Annotated in this window: 16 protein-coding genes and 1 pseudogene; 13 read left to right on the forward strand and 4 right to left on the reverse strand. The window is 70.1% G+C overall.

Annotated elements, in window-relative coordinates; all coding sequences use genetic code 11:
- The first annotated feature begins 114 nt into the window (after window positions 1–114).
- The 4 genes from ACFQ27_RS15030 to ACFQ27_RS15045 all read left to right on the forward strand — a co-directional run bounded on the left by ACFQ27_RS15030 (window position 115) and on the right by ACFQ27_RS15045 (window position 6765).
- Entirely contained in the window at window positions 115–1677 is a 1563-nt protein-coding gene (locus ACFQ27_RS15030) for a Do family serine endopeptidase (RefSeq protein ID WP_377354158.1), read from the forward strand.
- A gap of 25 nt (window positions 1678–1702) precedes the next feature.
- A complete protein-coding gene (locus ACFQ27_RS15035; RefSeq protein WP_374347110.1) occupies window positions 1703–2374 on the forward strand; it encodes a response regulator transcription factor in 672 nt (223 codons plus the stop codon).
- Between the two features lie 19 nt (window positions 2375–2393).
- Window positions 2394–3794: a sensor histidine kinase gene (locus ACFQ27_RS15040; protein ID WP_374347308.1), complete on the forward strand. Its 1401-nt coding sequence runs from the start codon at window positions 2394–2396 to the stop codon at window positions 3792–3794.
- A 79-nt stretch (window positions 3795–3873) separates the two neighbouring features.
- Window positions 3874–6765: a bifunctional [glutamine synthetase] adenylyltransferase/[glutamine synthetase]-adenylyl-L-tyrosine phosphorylase gene (locus ACFQ27_RS15045; RefSeq protein WP_377354159.1), complete on the forward strand. Its 2892-nt coding sequence runs from the start codon at window positions 3874–3876 to the stop codon at window positions 6763–6765.
- Here the strand turns inward: ACFQ27_RS15045 and ACFQ27_RS15050 are convergent.
- Both ACFQ27_RS15050 and ACFQ27_RS15055 read right to left on the reverse strand, forming a co-directional pair.
- Window positions 6741–8048: an MFS transporter gene (locus ACFQ27_RS15050; protein WP_377354160.1), complete on the reverse strand. Its 1308-nt coding sequence runs from the start codon at window positions 8046–8048 to the stop codon at window positions 6741–6743. The two genes, ACFQ27_RS15045 and ACFQ27_RS15050, sit on opposite strands and share 25 nt — an antisense overlap.
- Entirely contained in the window at window positions 8045–8584 is a 540-nt protein-coding gene (locus tag ACFQ27_RS15055) for a hypothetical protein (protein ID WP_377354161.1), read from the reverse strand. The genes ACFQ27_RS15050 and ACFQ27_RS15055 overlap by 4 nt, the downstream gene beginning before the upstream one ends.
- 123 nt (window positions 8585–8707) lie before the next feature.
- Here ACFQ27_RS15055 and ACFQ27_RS15060 point away from each other — a divergent pair, with 123 nt between their 5' ends.
- The 4 genes from ACFQ27_RS15060 (at window position 8708) to ACFQ27_RS15075 (ending at window position 11691) form a co-directional block, all read left to right on the forward strand.
- The gene (locus ACFQ27_RS15060; protein ID WP_377354162.1) at window positions 8708–9595 is read left to right on the forward strand and encodes a LysR family transcriptional regulator; all 888 of its coding nucleotides are present in this window, start codon (window positions 8708–8710) and stop codon (window positions 9593–9595) included.
- 63 nt (window positions 9596–9658) lie between these two features.
- Entirely contained in the window at window positions 9659–10036 is a 378-nt protein-coding gene (locus ACFQ27_RS15065; protein ID WP_374347119.1) for a VOC family protein, read from the forward strand.
- A gap of 114 nt (window positions 10037–10150) precedes the next feature.
- On the forward strand, window positions 10151–10924 hold the full coding sequence (locus ACFQ27_RS15070) for a hypothetical protein (protein WP_377354163.1): 774 nt from the start codon (window positions 10151–10153) through the stop codon (window positions 10922–10924).
- On the forward strand, window positions 10921–11691 hold the full coding sequence (locus ACFQ27_RS15075; RefSeq protein ID WP_377354164.1) for a class I SAM-dependent methyltransferase: 771 nt from the start codon (window positions 10921–10923) through the stop codon (window positions 11689–11691). The genes ACFQ27_RS15070 and ACFQ27_RS15075 overlap by 4 nt, the downstream gene beginning before the upstream one ends.
- Here ACFQ27_RS15075 and ACFQ27_RS15080 read toward each other — a convergent pair.
- Together ACFQ27_RS15080 and ACFQ27_RS15085 are read right to left on the reverse strand one after the other, a co-directional pair.
- Window positions 11688–12089, reverse strand: a complete 402-nt coding sequence (locus ACFQ27_RS15080; protein WP_377354166.1) for a GFA family protein — start codon at window positions 12087–12089, stop codon at window positions 11688–11690. The two genes, ACFQ27_RS15075 and ACFQ27_RS15080, sit on opposite strands and share 4 nt — an antisense overlap.
- Window positions 12090–12166: 77 nt before the next feature.
- Entirely contained in the window at window positions 12167–12376 is a 210-nt protein-coding gene (locus tag ACFQ27_RS15085) for a cold-shock protein (protein WP_377354167.1), read from the reverse strand.
- A 230-nt stretch (window positions 12377–12606) separates the two neighbouring features.
- Between ACFQ27_RS15085 and ACFQ27_RS15090 the strand changes: the two genes are divergently transcribed.
- The 5 genes and pseudogenes from ACFQ27_RS15090 to ACFQ27_RS15110 all read left to right on the forward strand — a co-directional run.
- Window positions 12607–12813 (forward strand): hypothetical protein, encoded by a 207-nt coding sequence (locus tag ACFQ27_RS15090; protein ID WP_377354168.1) that lies wholly within the window; start codon window positions 12607–12609, stop codon window positions 12811–12813.
- The gene (locus ACFQ27_RS15095; protein ID WP_377354169.1) at window positions 12813–13064 is read left to right on the forward strand and encodes a hypothetical protein; all 252 of its coding nucleotides are present in this window, start codon (window positions 12813–12815) and stop codon (window positions 13062–13064) included. The genes ACFQ27_RS15090 and ACFQ27_RS15095 overlap by 1 nt, the downstream gene beginning before the upstream one ends.
- A 157-nt stretch (window positions 13065–13221) precedes the next feature.
- Window positions 13222–13677: an EF-hand domain-containing protein gene (locus ACFQ27_RS15100; protein ID WP_377354170.1), complete on the forward strand. Its 456-nt coding sequence runs from the start codon at window positions 13222–13224 to the stop codon at window positions 13675–13677.
- 41 nt (window positions 13678–13718) lie between these two features.
- Window positions 13719–14267 carry an RNA polymerase sigma factor gene (locus ACFQ27_RS15105; protein ID WP_377354171.1) on the forward strand — a complete coding sequence of 183 codons (549 nt, stop codon included), beginning with the start codon at window positions 13719–13721 and terminating at the stop codon, window positions 14265–14267.
- Between the two features lies 1 nt (window position 14268).
- Window positions 14269–14450: pseudogene (locus ACFQ27_RS15110) on the forward strand (hypothetical protein); the annotation flags it as partial.

Below are 14450 nucleotides of genomic sequence, written 5' to 3' on the forward strand. Positions count from 1 at the left end.
GCGCCCAGGGTGACCTAACCGTAACTTGAGCGCACTTACGCTCTGCGGCATCGAACCTAGATTGTCGGAGTCCCGGCCGGTATGAGTCCGGGGTCCACAGGGAAAACAAGGCTTATGAGCTCGAAGAAGACCGGTTATCTCCTGGGCGTCGTCGCCGGCGCCGGCATTGTCACCGCCGCCATGGCGGGCGCCGGCATGCGGCTTCCGGCGGCCCAGGCGGAAACGCCCTACCTGATCAAGGCCTCCACGGCGCCGATCTTCGCGCCGCCCCCGGGCGCGCCCCTGTCCTTCGCCGACATCTTCGACAAGGTGTCGCCGGCCGTCGTGTCGATCAATGTGACCTCCAAGGTCGATGCGAGCGCCCTGCGCCGCCAGATCCCCGGCCTGCCCTTCGACATCGTGCCGCGCGGCGCGCCCGATGAGGACGGTGAGGGCGGCGACAACAACGCGGCCCCCAACGGCAAGGGCCAACCCCGCCTGCCCACCCAGCAGTCCTCGGGCTCGGGCTTTTTCATCTCGTCGGACGGCTACATCGTCACCAACAACCACGTGGTCGAGAACGCCGACACCATCAAGGTGGTGCTGAAGGACGAGCGCGAGCTGGACGCCGTGGTGATCGGCCGCGACGAAGGCACCGACCTGGCCGTGATCAAGGTCAAGGGCTCCAACTTCACCTATGTGGACTTCGAGAACTCGGCCAAGCCGCGGGTCGGCGACTGGGTGATCGCGGTCGGCAATCCCTTCGGCCTGGGCGGCACCGCCACGGCCGGCATCATTTCGGCTTATGGCCGCGACATCGGCGAGACCTTCGTCGACTACATCCAGATCGACGCCCCCATCAACCGGGGCAACTCCGGCGGGCCGACCTTCGACATCTATGGCCGGGTGATCGGGGTGAACACGGCGATCTTCTCGCCCACCGGCGGCTCGGTCGGCATCGGCTTTGCGATCCCGGCGGACGTGGCCGAGACCATCACCAAGCAGCTGATCGCCGGCGGCAAGGTCGCCCGCGGCTATATCGGCGCGACCATCCAGAACTTCACCAGCGAGATGGCGGAGGCCCAGGGCCTGGCCGGCCAGAAGGGCGCCATCGTCGCCGACCTGGTTCCCGGCGGCCCCTCGGCCAAGGCCGGCCTGCAGCCGGGCGACGTGGTCGTCTCGGTCAATGGCGTGACCGTCCGCACCTCCTCCGAGCTGACTCGCGAAGTGGCCAAGGCCCGCGCCGGCGACGTGCTGAAGCTGGACGTGATCCGCGACGGCAAGCGCCGGGTGATCGAGGTCCGTTCCGGCACCCGCCCGAGCGAGGCCCAGCTGGCGGCCAATGACAACCGCAACCAAGGCGGCGACGACGCCGGTCCCGGCGCGGTGACGCCGAAGAATCCGGTGGTGGCGGGCATGTCGCTCGCGCCGCTGGACGAGGCGACCCGTCGCCGGATCGGCCTCGACGCCGGCGTCCGTGGCGCGGTGGTCACCAGCCTGGACCAGTCCTCCGACGCCGCCGCCAAGGGCCTGCGCAAGGATGACGTGATCGTCCGGGCCGGCGACCGCGACGTGGCTTCGGCCTCGGACGTGGCCGCGGCGGTGGACGCCGCCAAGAAGGCCGGACGGCCCAGCATCCTGGTGGGCGTGCACCGCCAGGGCCGGACCCTCTTCCTGCCGATCAAGGTTTCCGGCTAACTCTTAGACGACCAGGGGGCGAACCATGCGGATTCTGATCGTCGAGGATGACCTTGAGGCGGCCGAGGCGATGGTTCGCGGCCTGACCGAGGGCGGCAATGACTGCACCCACTCGCCGGACGGCGAAGAGGGGCTGAAGGCCGCCCGCGACGGCGAGTTCGACGTGATGATCGTCGACCGCATGATGCCGAAGATGGACGGAGTCACCCTCGTGGAGACCCTGCGCCGGGAGGGGGACCAGACCCCGGTCCTCTTCCTGTCGGCGCTCGGCGAGATCAATGACCGCGTGGCGGGCCTGAAGGCCGGTGGCGACGACTACCTGGTCAAGCCCTACGCCTTCGCCGAGCTGAGCGCCCGGGTGGAAGCCTTGGCGCGGCGTCGGGAGACCGGCTCGGTCCAGACCCTGCTGCGGGTCGGCGAGCTGGAGATGGACCTGATCGGCCGCACCGTGCATCGCCAGGGCAAGGAGATCGACCTCCAGCCCCGGGAGTTCCAGCTGCTGGAATTCATGATGCGCCACGCCGGCCAGTCGGTGACCCGCACCATGCTGCTGGAGAAGGTCTGGGAGTACCACTTCGATCCGCAGACCAATGTGATCGACGTCCACATCTCCCGGCTGCGCTCCAAGATCGACAAGGGCTTCGACCGGCCCATGCTGCAGACGGTGCGCGGCGCCGGGTACCGGCTGGACGCCTGATCCCTTGGCGCCGACCCGGATGCGCCTGCCGCGCCTGTTCCGGACGACGCCGTTCCGGCTAACCCTGCTGTTCCTGGCCCTGTTCGCCGCGGCGGCCAGCGCCTTCCTGGCCTACATCTATGTGGCGACGGCGGGTGAGGCGCAGCGGCGCACCGACCAGGAGATCACCCGCGAGATGCGGTCCCTGGAGGCGGCCTATGCGCGGGCCGGCATGGACGCCCTCAACCAGTCCCTGATCGAGCGGGCGGCCAGCGAGCGGCCGTTCCTCTATCTGCTGATGAAGCCCAACGGCGAGCGGATCTCCGGCTCCATCGCCGAAAGCCCGCTGGACAGTTTCGACGGCAAGCCGACCTGGCAGAGCTTTTCGGTCACCGACGTCGACGTCCAGGGCCGGGAGGTCAAGCATCCGGCTCGCGGCCTGCAGGAGCGGATGAGCGGCGGCGAGATCCTGTTCGTCGGCGCCGACATCGGCGAGGACGAGGCCTATGTCCTGAAGATCGTCCGCGCCCTGTGGGGCGCCGGGGCGCTGATCATCGTGCTGGGCCTGATGGGCGGGGTGCTGGTCAGCCGCAATGTCAGCCGCAGCATGACCGCCCTGACCGAGGTGGTGGCCGCCGTGCGCAACGGCGACCTGGCCGCCCGCGCCCATGTGCGCGGCGCCCGCGACGAGTTCGACGAACTGGCCGAGGGCATGAACGAGATGCTGGACCGGCTGGAGCGGTCCATGGCCGCCCACCGCCACGCCGGCGACGCCATCGCCCACGACTTGAGATCGCCGCTCACCCGTCTGCGCGCCCGCCTGGAGGCCGCCTACCTGGATGTGGAGGCCGGCAAGGGCAACGCTGAGGAAGCCCTGGCCCAGGCCCTGGACGACACCGATGGGGTGCTGAAGACCTTCGCCGCCGTGCTGGCCATCGCCCGGCTGCAGGCCGCCGGCCAGGCGCCCAATCCCGCCCCTCTGGACCCCGCCGCCTTCGCTGGCGACATCGCTGAGCTGTACGAGCCGGTGTGCGAGGACAAGGGGCTGGACTTCAGGGCCGAGTTGACCCCGGACCTGACCGTGCGCGGCAACCAGGAGTTCCTGGCCCAGGCCCTGGCCAACATCCTGGACAATGCCGTGAAGTACACCCCGCCGGGGGGCGCCATCATGCTGCGGGTCCGCCGCCGGTCCTCCGGCGAGGTGGAGTTCTCGGTGACCGACACCGGGCCCGGTGTGCCCGATGAGGACCGCGAGCGGGTGGTCCAGCGGTTCGTGCGGCTGGAGAACAGCCGCAATGAACCCGGCTCGGGCCTGGGCCTGTCCCTGGTGGCCGCGGTGGCCGAGGCCCATGGCGGGCGGCTGGAGCTGTCCGAAGGCCCCGGGCGGGTGGGCGAGATGGGGCCAGGCCTGAGGGTCGCCCTGATCCTGCCCAGGGCCTGAGGCTGACTTAGGCCTGAGACCTTGCAGGGCTTGATCCAAAGCCGCGCGCATCCGGGCGCGGGTGCTAAGCTCAGACGCCATGACTCGTCTGATCGACCGTATCGCCCCTTGCGGCCCCGTCCATGACCCCAAGGCCGCCGAGCGGGCCCGGACCTGGCTCGGCGCCCAGGCGCCGGAGGACCAGGCGGTGTTCGAGCAGGCCTGGCCGGCCCTGGAGCCGGTGTTCGGCGCCTCCTCCTACCTGACCAGCCTGGCGCGCCGGGACCCCGCGCGGCTGGCCGCCCTGCTGCAGGCGAACCCCGAGGCGCGGTTCGAGGACCTGCTGGCGCGCACCGAGGGCATCGGCGGCGCTGATCCGGCCGTCGCCAAGGCTGGCTTGCGGACCTTGAAGGCCGAGGCCCACCTGCTGATCGCCCTGGCGGACCTGGCCGGCGCCTGGGACCTGGACGCGGTGACCGGCGCGCTCGCCCGCTTCGGCGACGCCGCCCTGCAGGCCGCCCTGCGGGTCGCCGCCCAAGAGGAGACCGCGGCCGGCCGGCTGATCCCGCCGCCGCACGGGGAGCACGGCCCGGTGCCGGGCTATTTCTGCATCGCCATGGGCAAGCACGGCGCCTATGAGCTGAACTATTCCAGCGACATCGACATCTCGGTCTTCTACGAGCCCGACGACCTCCCCCTGGCCGAAGGCGTGGAGAGCCAGGCCTTCTGCGTTCGCCTGACCCACCGGCTGGCCGACCTGATGCAGGACCGGACGGCGGACGGCTATGTGTTCCGCGTCGACCTGCGCCTGCGCCCCGACCCGGGGTCGACCCCGCCGGCTGTGCCGGTGCCGGCGGCGCTCGACTACTATGAGAGCGTCGGCCAGAACTGGGAGCGGGCGGCCTTCATCAAGGCCCGCGCCTGCGCCGGCGACCTGCCCCGGGCGCAGGCCTTCCTGACCGAGCTGATCCCGTTCGTGTGGCGCAAGAACCTGGACTTCGCGGCCATCGCCGACATCCATTCGATCAAGCGTCAGATCCATGTGCACAAGGTCGACGACCGGCTGACCGCCAAGGGCATGGATCTGAAGCTCGGCCGGGGCGGCATTCGCGAGATAGAGTTCTACGTCCAGACCCAGCAGCTGATCCTGGGCGGCCGGCATCCGGACCTGCGCAACCGCCGCACCCTGGAGGCGCTGGAGGCCCTGCGCGCCGCCGGCCATGTGGCCGACAAGGCCTGCGCGGAGCTGACCACGGCCTATCACGAGCTGCGGGCCGTGGAGCACCGCATCCAGATGTTGGCCGACGAGCAGACCCACCGGCTGCCGGAGAGCGACAATGAGCGCAAGCGCGTCGCCGCCCTCTATGGCCATCGCCTGCTGCGCAGCTTTGACGCCCAGATCGAGCGCACCCTGAAGACCGTGAATGGCCGCTATGGCGAGCTGTTCCCTGACGAGGAGCCGCTGTCGTCCAAGTTCGGCAGCCTGATCTTCACTGGCGTCGAGGACGATCCGGAGACCCTGTCGACCCTGGCCCGCATGGGCTTTTCCAATCCACCCCGGGTGTCGCAGACCATCCGCGGCTGGCATCACGGCCATATCGCCGCCACCCGCACCGAGCGGGGCCGGGAGCTGTTCACGCGGCTGGCGCCCAGGCTGCTGGACGCGGCCCAGGCGACAGGCTCGGCCGACGCCGCCTTCAACCGCTTCGCCGACTTTTTCAGCCGCCTGTCCACCGGCGTGCAGCTGCAGTCCCTGTTCCTGGCCCAGCCGGCCCTGTTCGAGCTGGTGGTGCAGGTGATGGCCTATGCGCCGCGCCTGGCCTCGACCCTGGCGCGGCGGCCGGCGGCGATCGACGCCATGCTGGACGGCGGCTTCTTCCACGCCATCGACATGGCCCAGGAGCGCGCCGCCCTGGCCCGATCCCTGGAGGAGGCCGACGGTTTTGAGGCGGCCATGGACGTGGTCCGCCGGGCGCACCGGGAGCAGACCTTCCGGGTGGGCGTGCAGGTGATGAGCGGCTCGGCCAGCGCCGAGACGGCGGGCGCGGCCTTCGCCGACCTGGCCGACCTGTGCATCCAGGCCCTGGGGCCCGTCGCCCTGGCGGAGGCGCAGCGCCTGGGCGGGGCCTTCCCCGGCCAAGTGGCGGTGGTCGCCCTTGGCAAGTGCGGCTCGCGGGAGATGAGCGCCGGCTCCGACCTCGACCTGATGACCCTCTATCGAGCTGATGATCCTGCGGCGGTCTCGGCGGCGAAGGGCTGGGGGGCTGAGCTGTTCTATGGACGCTTCACCCAGCGACTGATCGCGGCCCTGTCGACGCCGACCGGGGAGGGCGAGCTCTACGAGGTGGACATGCAGTTGCGCCCCTCCGGCACCAAGGGGCCGGTGGCGGTGAGCTATGCGGCCTTCGAGGACTATTACGAGCGCGAGGCCGAAACCTGGGAGCTGATGGCCCTGACCCGCGCGCGGGTGGTCTGGTCGACCAGCGAGGGCTTCGCGCAGGATGCGGCCCGGGCCATCGAGACCGCCCTGCGTCGCCGCCGCGACCGGGCCCGCACCGCCGCCGACGTGCGCGAGATGCGCGAGCTGATGGAGCGCGAGCGGCCGCCCAAGGGGCTGTGGGACCTGAAGCTGTCGCCCGGCGGCCTGGTGGACATCGAGTTCGCCGCCCAGTTCCTGCAGCTAGCCCACGCCGCCGACGGCGGCCCCTTGAGCTGCAACACCGCCGAGGCCCTGGCGCGGCTTGAGGCTGTGGGACTGGCCCCGGAAAAGCCCATCGCGGCCCTGCGCGCCGCCTGGCGGCTGGAGCAGGACCTGACCCAGCTGATGAAGCTGGCCCTCACCGGCGCCGAGGACATCGCCCAGGAACCCAAGGGCTTCCGCCTGCTGCTGGCCAAGGCCGGCGGCGCGCGCGACCTGAAGGCGCTGCGGGCCAAGCTGGAGCGGGCCAGGACCGCGGCGCGGGCGGCCTATGAGGCGGTGGTGGACCGCTGAGATGGCGCGCCACGCGCCAGGCTGACGCAGCCGGCCGTCAGCGCCAAGGCGGCCCCGAGGCCAAGGGCGAGGGATGGCGCCTCCGATCCTAGGCCGAACAGGACTGTGGCGGCGAGGGAGCCCAGGGTCTGACCGGTGACGCGGGCGGTGGCCTGCAGTCCCCCCGCCGCGCCGCTGCGATCTGCCGGGGCGGACAGGAACAGGTTGCGATTGTTGGGCGACTGGAAGAGCCCGAAGCCCACACCGGACAGGCCCAGACAAATTAGGGTCAGGCCCGGTGGCGCGAGGGCGGCCCCAGCAAGCCCGAGGCTCAGTGTTGTCCCGCCGGCGGCGCAAAGCCCGTCGGTGGAAAGCCGGTCCGCCAGCCGTCCGGCTACTGGCGCGGTGAGCGCCACCGCCAGGGGCCAGACCATAAGGCGCAGGCCCGTCGCCAGGGGATCGAAGCCCTGCTGATGCAACAGGAAGGGCAGGCTGAGCAGGCCCAGGGCCTGGCCCATGAAGCAACAGATCGAGGCGGCGACCGACAGCCGGAAGGTCGGCTGGCGCAACAGGTCCAGCGGGATCAGTGGCGCCACCTTGCCGGTCTCCCGACGCACCAGAAGGACGAAGCCGACGAGGCCTGCGGCGGCGGCGAGAGCGGCTTGGATCGGATGGGTCGGCGCCCGCGCCACGGCCAGGATGAAGAACCCGAAGCCAGTGGCGTTGAGCAGCATGGCGACAGGGTCGATCCGCCTGACCGCACCTCGGCCGGCGGGCAGGCCGCGGGCGGCCAGCAGGCTGAGGGCGACGATGGGCAGGTTGGCGAGAAACAGGCCTCGCCAGCTGGCGGCCGCCAGGATGGCGGCGCCGAGGGCCGGGGCCGTCGCCGAGGCCAGGGCGACGGTGAGCGCGTTCCATCCGATGGCCGCGCCCAGACGATCCGGCGGCAGAGCCTGGCGCAGGAGGGCGACCCCTAGGGCCATCACCGCCGCCCCGCCCAGGCCCTGAATTAGGCGCGCCGCCACGAGCCATCCGAGACCGGGGGCCGCAGCGCAGGCCAGCGAGGCCAGGGCGAAGAGGCTGACGCCCAGGACAAAGATGCGGCGCAGACCGAACCGCTCGCCCAGGGCGCCGGCCGGCAACAAGGCCATGACCAGTCCCGCCTGGTAGGCGGTCACCGTCAGGATCGCCTGCGACGGTGCGACGGCCAGGCGTTCGGACAGGACGGGCAGGGCGACATTGAGCATGCCGGCGTCGAGGACCACCAGGCTCATGGCCGACAGGACCGCGAAAACGGCCGTCACAGCGCGATGCTCCAGCCGTCCTGGGGGCGGTCATAGCGGGCCATCCGGCCGCCACGATCTTCGGCGCGAAGATCGCGCTCGGTGAAGCGGAACTGCAGCGCCCCCTCGTCTAGGGCGCGAGTGTCGTGAATGTCGCCGGGCAGATAGGCGCGGGCCTCGCCGGGCCCAAGCACCGTGCTGTCTCGCTGGATCAGTCGCGGCAAACCGGAAGCGTCCATCACCCGGATAAAGGTGCGTACCTCCATCGCGCCCGACTGCACCGCGTAGACCACCCAGGCGCGGCCATGGTCGTGAGGCGGGCGGTAGAGGCCAGGGGGCTCGGCATGAGCCAGCAACACGAAGCCGTGCTCAGGGTGACGCGCCAGTTCGGTGGACGCTGGGCGGCGCTCATGGAGTTCGGCGAGCCACGGCTCGCTCACGGTTGCGCCAGCCAACTGCTCCAGGGCGCGCAGGCAGGCGCCGATCAGATCGCTGTCCAGGGGGCGCCACGCCGCCTGGATCGTCGCAAGGGCTTGGTCGAGGGTGGATTGGGACATCATGGCCTCCGTCGGTTTGGGTCGACCGGAAGCTAGGCCTAGCGAAAACCTGGCGGAATACGCAGCAATTGCACTCTATTCGTGCGTCCAGCGCTATATATATTCGCTAGGGCTGGAGCGCGCATGTCGACACCCGACCTCAACTTGCTGATCGCCCTCGACGTCCTGTTGGAAGAGGGCAGCGTCGCGCGTGCGGCGCGCCGCCTTCGCCTAAGTCCTTCGGCGGCGAGCCGGACCCTGGCGCGGCTGCGCGAGGCGACGGGGGACCCGCTGCTGGTGCGGTCGGGGCGGGGACTGACCCCTACCCCTCGGGCGCAAGCCCTGCGCGCCCAGGCCCGCGGACTGGTCGAAGCCGCCCAGGCGGTCCTGAGGCCCGTGGAGCAGCAGGACCTCGCGACCCTGGACCGGGTCTTCACCCTGCGGGTCAGCGACGGCTTCCTGGAGAACTTTGGGCCGGACCTGCTGGCCCGGCTCGCCCGGACGGCGCCGCGGATGCGCCTGAATTTTCTGTCCAAGGCTGACAAGGACAGTTCGGCCCTGCGGGAGGGGCGGGTCGATCTGGAAACCGGCGTGATCGAGGCGCGCACGGCCCCTGAACTGATCAGCCAGGCGCTCTTCCGCGACCATCTGGTGGGGGTGGTGCGGGCTGAACATCCGTTGGCGGCGGGTGATGTCTCGGTGGCGGACTACGCCCAGGCCCGACACGTGATCGTCACGCGCAGCGGGCGCGACGAGGACGCGGTGGAGACGCCCTTCCTCCCGGAAGGTCTCACTCGCCGGGCCGCGGTCGCCGTGGGCGGCTTTGCGGCCGCGGTGGCCCTGGCGCGGGCGGCGGACCTGGTGGCGACCGTACCGGACCGCCATACCGCGCTGCTGCGGGAGGGCATGGTCAGCTTCCGCCTGCCGCTCGCGGCGCCGACTTTCACGGTCTCCATGCTCTGGCATCCGCGCCTGGACACCGATCCGGCGCACCGCTGGCTACGGGGGTGTGTGCGCGACCTTTGCGGCTGAGCGGATTTCCCCGGGCCCGGTTCCAGCGCAATATGAGGCTCAAGGGACGGGAAGGAACCAGCAATGATCGCCTACACGACGCTCGGGGTGAACGATATGGACCGGGCGATCCGGTTCTATGACGCGGTGTTTGCGCCGCTGGGGGGCAAGCGGGATGCGACCAGCCCGACCTGGACGGGCTACAGCCGGCCCGGCGACCGGGCGAAGTTCTTCCTGACCCAGCCGTTCGATAAGTCGCAGGCCACCCACGGGAACGGGACCATGCTGGCCTTCCTGGCCGAGGATCGGGCCGGGGTGGACGGCTTCCATGCCGCTGCGCTCGCCAATGACGGCGTCTGCGAAGGCCCGCCCGGGGTGCGCGAGGGGATGAACCCGGTGTTCTACGCCGCCTATGTGCGCGATCCGGACGGCAACAAGCTCTGTGCGTTTGTGAGGAAGTAGGACCTCTGTCCTAGCAGCGCCGTCCGCCGTCCGCCGGACGGTCGCAGGTTGACACTGCGTGAGATTGTTACGCATTGTGTCGTTATGACGAGTCTTAGCGTAACAGATTCTCTGTTGCCGATGTCGGCGAGCGAGGTGGCGCACGCCATGCCGGTGCTGCAGTGGGCGCATCCGGGCTTGAAGCGGGAGCCTGCGCCCAACCTGGCTCTGATGCGGCGGCTGGCGCGGCGGTGTGGGATCAGCGACGGGGCTTTGCGCACAGCGCTTAGCCGGGCCTGCGCTGTCGGCGCGCTTGAGGCCGATGAGGGCCGCTACAGGCTGGGGCCGTTGGCGCAGGAGGAGGCGGCTTCGGCGCGCGCCCTGCGGCGCCGGCTGCCCGGCTATGTCCTGGTTGTTGTAAGCGAGGGCGTAGGCGCAGGGCAGTTGTCCCAGATCCGGGAGGTGTTCCAGCGCTTCGGGTTTCGGCCCTTGCAGAGATCGGTCTGGATTGGCGCGCGGACCGCTGACGATCGATTGGGGCCGGCCCTGGCTTCAGCCGGCCTTGGCCGGTTGGTGCTGATCTTCCCTTCCGACGAGGTGGACGCCGCCACCCGCAAACGTCTTGCCGAGGCCTGGGACCTGCCAGCGCGGGCCGCGAGCCTGGGGGATTTTCACATGCGGCTCTTCGCCTACCTGACCGAGCCGGGCCTGGGCCCGCGTGAAGCCGCCTGGCGGTGCGTGGAGACCGCCCCCGCCTGGTATCGCACTGTTGTCCGCGACGAGCCTCCGTTTCCGCTGGGGCTTTGCGGTCCGGACTATCCGCTGGCGGCGCTGAACGCCGACTGGTCCCGCCATTTGGAGCGGATGAGCCCGGCTCTGGCCGACCTGTGGGCGGAGCGCCAGCCATGACGACGGCCGCCGCCGACTGGATCCCCCGCCGCCGCCTGTGGTTCGTCCTGGCTCTGGCCGCGGGGTTCGCCCTGATCGGCGGCCTGGGCGGCGCCTGGCGCGCCCCGCTGTTTGTGTTCCTGCTCCCGGCGGCGGCCCTGGCCTGGGCCGGCTTCATGATGGCGAGCGTCCGTCGGCAGCTGAGCGGAGGCTGGCGGGACCGCATTCATCAGGCCGTGGTTGACCGGCTCGATCTGCCGCGTGACGCGGTCGGGCGGCTGCTGGATATCGGCTGCGGTGACGCCAGTCTCCTCGTCGCCATGTGGCAGCGGAGCCCAGGTGTGTCGCTCACGGGCGTCGACTACTGGGGAACAGGCTGGGACTTCGCCCAGGCCGCCTGCGAAGCGCGCCTCGCCGAGCTCGGCGCAGCCGGGACTTTTCGGCGGATGGACGCCGGGCGCCTGGAGTTCGAGGACGCCAGTTTCGACCTGGTGGTCTCGGTGATGTGTTTCCACGAGGTTCGCGCGCCGAAGGGCGCCCATGAGCGCGGCCCCTTGCTGGCCGTCGGCGAGGCCCTGAGGGTCCTGCGGCCTGGCGGCCGGTTCGTGCTGGTCGACCGCTTCGCGGCGCCTGGGGACTATGGCCCGCGCGAACGGCTTGAAAGGGTGTTGAACCGGGCGACGGAGCTTTCCGTCGAGCCGCTGGCGAAGGCGCTGCGTATGCCCTGGCCCCTGAACTCGGCGCGCGCGATGGGGCCGGTGGAGATGATCTGCGGCCGAAAGATCTAGAACCACAGGTCCTTCACGCACCGCCCGTCGCGGGGCAGGTCGTCGAAGGTGACGAGGCCGTCGAAGTGGTCGATGTCGAGGTCGGCCACCAGGTCGGGCTCGGCCAGGCGCACATTGACCGCGATGCGGCGCCGCCCGTCAGCCTGCAGGCGCAGGCCGCGCCAGGCCAGCACGCCGGCGCATTTGGGACAGAAGCGGATTTCCAGGGCGGGATCGGCCTTGCCGACGCGGCGATAGGCGGCGGTCTCGCCTTCCAGGCGGATGCGCTCGTCTTCGTAATCGTAGGCCCAGAGCGCGCCATAGCGGCGGCAGAGGGTGCAGTTGCAGGCGGTGATGGAGCCCGGATCGCCCTGAAGCGTCCAACGGGCCGAGCCGCAGTGGCAGGTTCCGGTCAGCATGGACGGCAGACTAACCCGCAGGCCAGCGCCGTCCACACCGGTTTGGAGCGGCTGCGCAGAGCCGCTCCGATAAGGCGTTAGGCCAGCTGGAGCTGGGCGGCCGCCATCTTGCCGCTCTTGCGGTCACGTTCCAGTTCGAAGCCGATCTTCTGGCCTTCGACGAGCTGGGACATGCCGGCGCGTTCCACCGCCGAGATGTGCACGAACACGTCCGCGCCGCCATCTTCCGGCGAGATGAAACCAAAGCCCTTAGTGCCATTGAACCACTTCACGGTGCCGTTTTGCATAGGAGTCCCTTTCGGACATGAGTTCTCACGCCCAAGACTGGGCTGTGAGATCAAATTTTCGGAGAGGGTCTGCGACGAACAGGCATTGAGACTAATAATCTCAAGCCGCGTGAGAGGCGGTCCAAAACGATATTTGACATACCATCGGTGCGCACAATTCGGGAGATTAGCAAGGAATATTTGTAAAATTATTCGGAAGTGGCTGGCGCCTTACATGTTAAGAACTTGGCATGCGCATGGTTTCTGACAGGGCGGTCCTGACCGTCACACGACTGGAAAGCCTCTGGTGCGTCGAGCAGGATGGCCAGCAATTCGGCCACTCGCCCGACAAGGAAGTCGCCAAGGCGGCGGCCAATCGACAGGCCCGCGCAATCATGGACAGTGGACGCGCCTGTCAGGTGCGCATCCTTGGCGAACACGGATTCTGGGGGGCCTGATGGCGCGTAACACTCTGACCACCAACGCGCGGCCCGACGCCCGCTTCCGTCCCCAGATCGAGGCCGCGGCCGCCGATGGCGCCGACCGTGCGCAGATGCTGCTGCGGCTGACCCTGCGCGACGCGACCCTGATGAGCCGCGATCCGACCACGCCGGTGGCCGATATCAGCTATCTGGATGGCGAAATGCGTTTCCTGGGCGTGCGGGTCGCCAAGGGTGGCGTCGCCGAGAGCAGCCTGGACCTGGGTTGACCCACGGGGGTTGACCCTGCGGGGGTGACCCCGGGGGACCCGAGACGGGTCCCGGACCTGATACGAGTCCGACATCCTCGCGCCTTGGCGGCGACGGACTTCTACGGCTTGGCCGTTGAAGTCTGGACGGCCGCGCGCCGTCGAAGAGGATGTTCGCATGAAGCGCCTGGTTCTTTCCGCCATGTTCCTGGTCTGCGCCTCCGCGGCCCAGGCCCAGATGGGCCCGCAGCCCGGCATGGGCCCGCCGCCGGACCCGGACGCCAAGCACGACGGCAAGGTGACCTTCGCCGAGTTCAAGGCCTTGGGCCTGAAGCGGATGATGGCGCCTGACGCTAATCACGATGGCAAGGTCACCCAGGCCGAGATGCAGGCCATGCGCCCCGGGCCGGGCGGCCCGCCGCCGCAAGCCAAGGTTCCCAAGGGGGATGGCGCCGGCGGTCCCAGCCATAGGATGTTCGCCAGGGTCGACCGGAACAAGGACGGCGCCCTGACACGGGATGAACTCGAAAACGCCCTAAAGCACCGCTTCGATAAGTCGGACGCCAACCATGATGGCTGGCTCAGCAAGGCCGAGATGGCCGGCCTGCGCCAGATGCGGCGTGGACCGGCTTGAGGCGGGACAGTCGTCCGGCCCTAGCCGGCGCGAGGTAAGGCTTGGCGGCGAGCGATCCCGACGAATCCCTGGTGCGGCGCGTGGCCTCCGGCGATCCGGCGGCCGTGCGGGCGCTGGCCGCGCGCAAGCTGCCCCGGCTGATGTCGCTGGCGCATCGGATGTTGGGCGAGGCGGCCGAGGCCGAGGACGTGGTCCAGGAGACGATGATCCGGGCCTGGCGCCAGGCGCCGTCCTGGACGCCGGGCGCGGCGCGGTTCGACACTTGGCTGCACCGGGTGGCCCTGAACCTGTGCTACGACCGCTTGCGGCGGCGACGCGAGGTGGCCCTGGAGGGCGCGCCGGAGCAGACCGACGACGGCCCGGCCCCGGATCGAGGCCTGGAGGCCGCCGATGTGGGCCGCAGGGTTTCAGCGGCGCTGCAGGCCCTGCCGGACCGCCAGCGCGAGGCGGTGACCCTTTGCCATTACCAGGACCTGACCAATATCGAGGCGGCGGCCGTGATGGGCGTCAGCGTCGAGGCCCTGGAGAGCCTGTTGTCGCGAGGCCGCCGGGCTTTGCGCGCGGCGCTCAGCGACATGATGGAGCCATGAGATGGGCGAGATGACCCCCGAGCGGTTCGAGGAACTGGCCGAGGCCTATGGCGGCGAGACCGCCCGCTGGCCGCAGGCTGAGCGCGAGGCCGCCGCGGCGCTGATGGCGGGTCGGCCTGACTTCGCCCAGGCGGCGCTGGCCTGGGCCGACGCCCTTGACGAGGTGCTGGACGCCTGGCGCCC

It is taken from the genome of Phenylobacterium conjunctum, assembly GCF_042679085.1.
Lineage (GTDB): Bacteria > Pseudomonadota > Alphaproteobacteria > Caulobacterales > Caulobacteraceae > Phenylobacterium > Phenylobacterium conjunctum.